Annotated in this window: 10 protein-coding genes; 9 read left to right on the top strand and 1 reads right to left on the bottom strand. The window is 38.6% G+C overall.

Features of this window, described 5'->3' with window-relative positions; all coding sequences use genetic code 11:
- The 8 genes from BM012_RS24150 to rpsI form a co-directional block, all read left to right on the top strand.
- Positions 1-303: DNA-directed RNA polymerase subunit alpha C-terminal domain-containing protein (locus tag BM012_RS24150; RefSeq protein ID WP_328586503.1), on the top strand; the 303-nt coding region annotated here is incomplete at its 5' end.
- Between the two features lie 36 nt (positions 304-339).
- Positions 340-702 (top strand): 50S ribosomal protein L17, encoded by a 363-nt coding sequence (gene rplQ, locus BM012_RS24145; RefSeq protein WP_040056346.1) that lies wholly within the window; start codon positions 340-342, stop codon positions 700-702.
- Positions 703-876: 174 nt separating this feature from the next.
- Entirely contained in the window at positions 877-1,716 is an 840-nt protein-coding gene (locus BM012_RS24140; protein ID WP_061802646.1) for an energy-coupling factor ABC transporter ATP-binding protein, read from the top strand.
- Positions 1,692-2,564, top strand: coding sequence for an energy-coupling factor ABC transporter ATP-binding protein (locus BM012_RS24135; protein WP_061802647.1), 873 nt, complete (start codon positions 1,692-1,694; stop codon positions 2,562-2,564). The genes BM012_RS24140 and BM012_RS24135 overlap by 25 nt, the downstream gene beginning before the upstream one ends.
- A complete protein-coding gene (locus BM012_RS24130; protein ID WP_061802648.1) occupies positions 2,554-3,351 on the top strand; it encodes an energy-coupling factor transporter transmembrane component T family protein in 798 nt (265 codons plus the stop codon). Before BM012_RS24135 ends, BM012_RS24130 begins: the two co-directional genes overlap by 11 nt.
- A 12-nt stretch (positions 3,352-3,363) precedes the next feature.
- Positions 3,364-4,107 carry a tRNA pseudouridine(38-40) synthase TruA gene (truA, locus tag BM012_RS24125; protein WP_061802649.1) on the top strand — a complete coding sequence of 248 codons (744 nt, stop codon included), beginning with the start codon at positions 3,364-3,366 and terminating at the stop codon, positions 4,105-4,107.
- Between the two features lie 143 nt (positions 4,108-4,250).
- Entirely contained in the window at positions 4,251-4,688 is a 438-nt protein-coding gene (rplM, locus tag BM012_RS24120; protein ID WP_019394039.1) for a 50S ribosomal protein L13, read from the top strand.
- A gap of 20 nt (positions 4,689-4,708) precedes the next feature.
- Positions 4,709-5,101: a 30S ribosomal protein S9 gene (gene rpsI, locus BM012_RS24115; protein ID WP_019394038.1), complete on the top strand. Its 393-nt coding sequence runs from the start codon at positions 4,709-4,711 to the stop codon at positions 5,099-5,101.
- A gap of 80 nt (positions 5,102-5,181) precedes the next feature.
- On the opposite strand, the gene BM012_RS24110 is transcribed toward rpsI, so the two are convergent.
- On the bottom strand, positions 5,182-5,445 hold the full coding sequence (locus tag BM012_RS24110; RefSeq protein WP_074842926.1) for a helix-turn-helix domain-containing protein: 264 nt from the start codon (positions 5,443-5,445) through the stop codon (positions 5,182-5,184).
- Positions 5,446-5,589: 144 nt separating this feature from the next.
- Between BM012_RS24110 and BM012_RS24105 the strand changes: the two genes are divergently transcribed.
- Positions 5,590-5,781, top strand: a complete 192-nt coding sequence (locus BM012_RS24105; RefSeq protein ID WP_074842924.1) for a hypothetical protein — start codon at positions 5,590-5,592, stop codon at positions 5,779-5,781.
- Positions 5,782-6,000: the final 219 nt, after the last annotated feature.

The raw sequence follows: 6,000 nt of genomic DNA, 5'->3' as shown, positions 1-6,000 counted from the left end.
CTAGGTGCTAAAATCCTAACAGAGCATTTAAACATCTTTGTTGGATTAACAGATGAGGCACAAAAAGCAGAGATTATGGTTGAAAAAGAAGAAGAGAAAGTTCTTGAAATGACGATTGAAGAGCTTGACCTTTCTGTACGTTCTTACAACTGCTTAAAACGTGCTGGCATTAACACAGTACAAGAGCTTGCGAATAAAACAGAAGAAGATATGATGAAAGTACGTAACTTAGGACGTAAATCTCTTGAAGAAGTGAAAGCTAAACTTGAAGAGCTTGGTCTAGGACTACGTAAAGACGATTGATAGATAGCGAATTAGTAACGAAGGAGGGAAATACTCATGGGATATCAAAAATTAGGTCGTACAAGTGCACAACGTAAAGCACTTCTTCGCGATTTAGCAACTGACTTAATCATCAGTGAGCGCATTGAAACAACAGAACCAAAAGCAAAAGAACTTAAGTCTGTTGTAGAAAAACTAATCACTCTTGGTAAACGTGGAGATCTACATGCTCGCCGTCAAGCTGCAGCATACATCCGCCACGAAGTAGCAAACGAAGAGACTGGTCAAGACGCTGTTCAAAAACTTTTCAGCGACGTGGCTACTCGTTATGCTGACCGTCAAGGTGGCTACACTCGTATTATGAAACTTGGACCTCGTCGTGGTGACGGTGCTCCAATGGCTATCATCGAGTTAGTTTAATATATGAAGTTCTTAGGGCGTATGGATTCTCTTCTTTTTTAAAGAAAGTGTCTGACGCCCATTTGAACAATATAGGTGCTACAAGGGCGTGACAGTTATTCTCAACTGCTCAATGCCCTTTTTTTATATGTTGAAACGAATTAGCCTAGAGGAGCATAGTAGAGGGGGCTGTATATGTCAAACTCAGTCATAGAAGTGAAAGACTTGTATTTTCGGTATGAAGAAGATGGACCTTATGTGCTAAACAATTTATCTCTTAATGTTTATAAGGGAGAATGGCTTGCAATTGCAGGACATAATGGCTCAGGAAAATCAACACTTGCTAAAATTTTAAACGGCCTCATTCTACCTGAACAAGGTTCTGTGAAAGTAGCAGATCTTATGCTTACAGAAGATTCTGTATGGGATGTACGTCGCCATATTGGAATGGTATTTCAAAATCCTGATAATCAATTTGTAGGTTCAACAGTTGAAGATGACGTTGCTTTTGGGTTAGAGAATAATGGCTTTCCATATGAAGAGATGAGAAAAAGAGTAGAGGAAGCAATTGAAGTTGTTGGAATGAAAGGATTCGAGAAGTATGAGCCACATCGTCTATCTGGTGGTCAGAAGCAGCGAATTGGTATTGCTGGTGTTGTCGCAATGGCACCTGATGTTATCCTTTTAGATGAAGCAACATCAATGCTTGATCCAAAAGGGCGTAGTGAAGTTCTCGAAACCATTCGTTTGTTAAAAAATCAGCGCAATTTAACGATTATCTCCATTACCCATGACCTCAATGAAGTAGCGAAAGCTGATAGAGCAATTGTCCTCAATAAAGGAGAACTTTTTGCAACTGGAACACCTTCAGAGATTTTTGAACTTGGCAGCAAATTGACTGAGATTGGCCTTGATTTTCCACTTGCTAGCCAAATTAGTCATGTTCTGCGGGACAAAGGAATTTCTTTAGAACATATTCATTTAACGACGGACAACTTAGTGGAGGAACTATGGAGATTATATTCAAAAATGTAGAACATCGTTATCAGCTTAAAACGCCTTTTGAACGATTAGCATTAGAAGATGTATCGCTATCCATTCCCTCTGGTCAGTTCGTATCGTTAATCGGTCATACAGGCTCTGGTAAGTCAACAGTTATCCAGCATTTGAATGCCCTTTTGAAGCCAACTAAAGGGAGTATCCAAATAGGAGATCGTATCATTGAAAGTGGTAAGAAAGAAAAGCACTTAAAAGAAGTTCGCAAACGCGTTGGCGTTGTCTTTCAGTTTCCTGAACATCAGCTCTTTGATGAGACTGTTGAAAAAGATATTTGTTTTGGTCCGATGAACTTTGGGGTTTCAGAAGAGGAAGCGAAGAAAAGGGCAAATGAGCTTGCTACAATAGTTGGTTTGCCAAAGGAAGTTCTACAGAAATCACCGTTTGATTTAAGCGGTGGACAGATGCGCCGTGTGGCAATTGCAGGGATTTTAGCAATGGAACCGCAAGTGCTTGTTCTTGATGAGCCAACAGCAGGACTTGATCCAAGAGGGCGTAATGAGATTATGAATTTGATTTCCTCTTTAAATAAAGAACAAGGGTTAACGATTGTACTTGTAACGCACAGTATGGAAGATGCAGCACAATATGCAGATCGCATTATTGTAATGGATAAAGGGAAAGTTTCAATGAGCGGAACACCAAAGGAAATCTTTAAGCAACATGAAAAGCTTAAAGAGATTGGATTAGATATCCCAGAGCCTCTCCAGTTCATATTGGATCTAGAACAGCGTTTGGGCGTCTCCCTTAGTCATGATGCTATTACATTTAAAAAGGCCGTAGAAGAGGTCACAAAGCTTTTTGGAGGACAAGCTCATGATGAATAATATGATTATTGGTCAGTATGTTCCAGGAGATTCTTTTATTCATCGTATGGACCCTCGAGCAAAGCTTATTATCGTTTTTTTCTATGTAGCTGTTATTTTTCTTGCGAATAATATTGTAAGCTACAGCATTATTGGTTTGTTTGCTATTTTAGCAGTACTTGTGAGTCGAGTTCCGATTTATTTCATTATTAAAGGACTAAAGCCAATATTGTTTATTATTATTTTCACCTTTCTCCTTCATATTTTTATGACGAGAGAAGGAGAAGTAATCGCAGACATTGGTTTTCTGAAGATCTATGAAGGCGGAGTTATTCAAGGGATTTATATTTCGCTTCGGTTCTTATTCTTAATTTTACTTACAACCCTGTTAACTCTTACAACAACACCAATTGAGGTAACAGATGGCATGGAGACCCTTTTACATCCATTAAAGAAAGTCCGTTTCCCTGTTCATGAATTAGCACTTATGATGTCTATTTCACTTCGTTTTATCCCCACTTTGATGGATGAAACAGACAAAATTTTGAAGGCTCAAACAGCACGTGGAGTAGATTTTTCGAGCGGACCTATTAAAGATCGCCTCAAAGCTGTTGTTCCACTCTTAATTCCGCTTTTTATTAGCGCTTTTAAACGTGCAGAAGAGCTAGCAACAGCTATGGAAGCAAGAGGGTATCAAGGTGGAGAAGGACGGACAAAGTATCGTCAGCTTAGCTGGGGGTCTATTGATACTATGGCCCTTATCATATTTGTTATTGTTGCTGCTGCTCTATTTATCGTAAGAGTCTAGGAGATGTGAGAGATGCGAAGAATTCAATGTACTGTAGCATATGACGGAACACTGTTTTCAGGCTATCAAATTCAGCCTAATGGCCGTACTGTGCAAGAAGAGATTGAAAAGGCCCTTACCCGTCTCCATGGAGGTAAGGAAGTGAAAATCCATGCCTCAGGACGCACAGATGCGTCTGTCCATGCTAAAGGGCAAGTGTTTCACTTTGATACTACAAGCACTATTAGCGTAAACCAGATTGAGCGCGGAGCTAATGCGCTCTTGCCAGAAGATATTGTAGTAGTTGATACAAAGGAAACGTCAGAAGATTTTCACGCTCGTTTTAGCGTGAAAAAGAAGGAATACCGTTACAAAGTGCTTTGCAGCAAAAGTCGCGATGTGTTCTTAAGGCATTATATGCACCATGTTCCATACGAGTTAGATCGTAAGGTGATGAAGGAAGCTATAAAGGGCGTAATTGGTACACATGATTTTACAAGTTTTTGTTCAGCAAAGACGGAGATAGAAGATAAAGTGAGAACAATCTATGAAGCGGAAATTATTGAAGAAGGGGACGTGCTTACATTTAGATTTGTAGGAAACGGATTTCTTTATAATATGGTCCGAATTTTAGTGGGAACACTTCTTGATCTTGGTAGCGGAAAAAGTTTTACAAAAGATATTTCAGGGATGCTAGAGGCGAAAAATCGCACTCTAACAGGCAAAACTGCACCTGGACATGGGCTATACTTGTGGAAAGTTTACTATGACAACTAAACCTGGTGTAACATCCTCTTGACATTGGGAATACAACAGGCTAATATAACATATGTATGTAATTTTAAACCCACGATTAGCCCCGGAAATTAATCGTGTTTAAAATAAAACGTTCGAAAGTTGAAATTCTAGGAGGGTAAAACATGCGTACAACTTATATGGCGAAAGCAAGTGAAGTAGAGCGCAAATGGCTTGTAATCGACGCAGAAGGTAAAACTTTAGGTCGTCTTGCTAGCGAAGTTGCTTCTATTCTACGCGGGAAACATAAACCAACTTACACACCACACGTTGATACTGGTGATCATGTAATCATTCTTAATGCAGCAAAAATCGAATTAACAGGTAAAAAATTGACTGACAAGATTTACTACCGTCACAGTCAACATCCAGGCGGACTTAAATCTCGCACGGCTCTTGAAATGCGTACTAACTATTCAGAGAAAATGCTTGAACTAGCAATCCGTGGAATGCTTCCAAAAGGTAGCTTAGGTCGTCAAATGTTTAAAAAATTACATGTGTTTGCAGGAGACACTCATCCACATGAAGCACAAAAACCAGAAGTTTACGAACTTCGCGGATAATACGTAAGGAGGGAATTATATTGGCACAGGTACAATATTACGGAACAGGTCGTCGTAAAAGCTCTGTTGCTCGTGTACGTCTAGTACCAGGTAACGGAAACATCGTTGTTAACGGTCGTGAAATCGAGAACTATCTTTCATCTGCAGCACTAAGAGAAGTTGTAAAACAACCTCTTGCTGCAACAGAAACTCTTGGGAACTATGATGTATTAGTAAACGTAAACGGTGGAGGATTCACTGGTCAAGCTGGAGCAATCCGCCACGGTATCGCTCGTGCACTATTACAAGCAGACCCAGAATATCGCGCAACACTAAAACCTGAAGGTCTATTAACTCGTGACGCTCGTATGAAAGAACGTAAAAAATACGGTCTTAAAGGCGCTCGTCGTGCACCTCAGTTCTCAAAACGTTAATATCTTTTATATATCAACGTTTTACAACCCTTTCTCGTATTTTCGAGAAAGGGTTTTTTATTTATTTAGATGTAAAATGACTACCCTTTGAATCCCCAACCTAAGAAATTAGGTTTTTTACTTTTATTATGTTCTAATCTGATAAAAAGAGAATATAACTCCTCCCCATGTTCAATAAGTTCCTCAATTTTGGAATTAGTTGCTTCTAGTATTTTATCTAATGTATTAAATTGAATTCCATTACTTTTACCATTTGAAATATGGCTCAAAGCATTCTGAGAGATTTCTGTAATCTCATGAAATTCAGTCATAGTTATACCTTTTTGTTTCAACAGTTGCTTCATATAATAATACCTTTAATGTATTTTTTAATAGAAATTTCATGTAATAAAGCAAGGAAAAAACGTATTCTACAGCTAAAAAGGCTACAAAGGAACTTTTATTTAACATGGAAGAAGTTCAATTTTACTGAGAAGGATATCAGCGCGGTGGAAATGAATATTTTATCAAGCGTAGAGACTTTAACCGTCATTATCATTTCAGTCACTTGGTTCGTTACGATGCTCCAAAGCGTCCAATTGCTTGGTGCAATGCTTATGCTTATATTTGTCACGAGGCTGTCGATTGGAGGAAATAAAGCCGTTGTTGAAGGTAAAAGTGTTGAGCATATGAATAGCTAAAAATAATACACTAGTTTTGATGATTCAGCCGCCGATTCAGGCGTTTTTTTATAATGATCCTGTTTTCGTTTTGAACGGTTTTTTCCCGTTCCTTTAAATTAGGCTTTTGTATCAGTAACAATACCCATCTATTGTACATAATTTGTTGAAGAGTATTTGAAACATTTAATGTATTCATCTGGTGTACAGTTTTTTCGATTTAACTCGGTTGTTCCCGTT

Source organism: Priestia endophytica DSM 13796 (assembly GCF_900115845.1).
GTDB lineage: Bacteria > Bacillota > Bacilli > Bacillales > Bacillaceae_H > Bacillus_I > Bacillus_I endophytica.
Note: the sequence above shows the minus strand (reverse complement) of the source record. Positions and strands in the feature narration are given on the sequence as shown.

Excerpts from the sequence above, each read along its gene's own strand:
- BM012_RS24110 (WP_074842926.1), bottom strand. The coding sequence starts at position 5,445 with ATGAAGCAACTGTTGAAACAAAAAGGTATAACTATGACTGAATTTCAT.
- rplQ (WP_040056346.1), top strand. The coding sequence starts at position 340 with ATGGGATATCAAAAATTAGGTCGTACAAGTGCACAACGTAAAGCACTT.
- BM012_RS24135 (WP_061802647.1), top strand. The coding sequence starts at position 1,692 with ATGGAGATTATATTCAAAAATGTAGAACATCGTTATCAGCTTAAAACG.
- rplM (WP_019394039.1), top strand. The coding sequence starts at position 4,251 with ATGCGTACAACTTATATGGCGAAAGCAAGTGAAGTAGAGCGCAAATGG.
- BM012_RS24130 (WP_061802648.1), top strand. The coding sequence starts at position 2,554 with ATGATGAATAATATGATTATTGGTCAGTATGTTCCAGGAGATTCTTTT.
- BM012_RS24140 (WP_061802646.1), top strand. The coding sequence starts at position 877 with ATGTCAAACTCAGTCATAGAAGTGAAAGACTTGTATTTTCGGTATGAA.
- truA (WP_061802649.1), top strand. The coding sequence starts at position 3,364 with ATGCGAAGAATTCAATGTACTGTAGCATATGACGGAACACTGTTTTCA.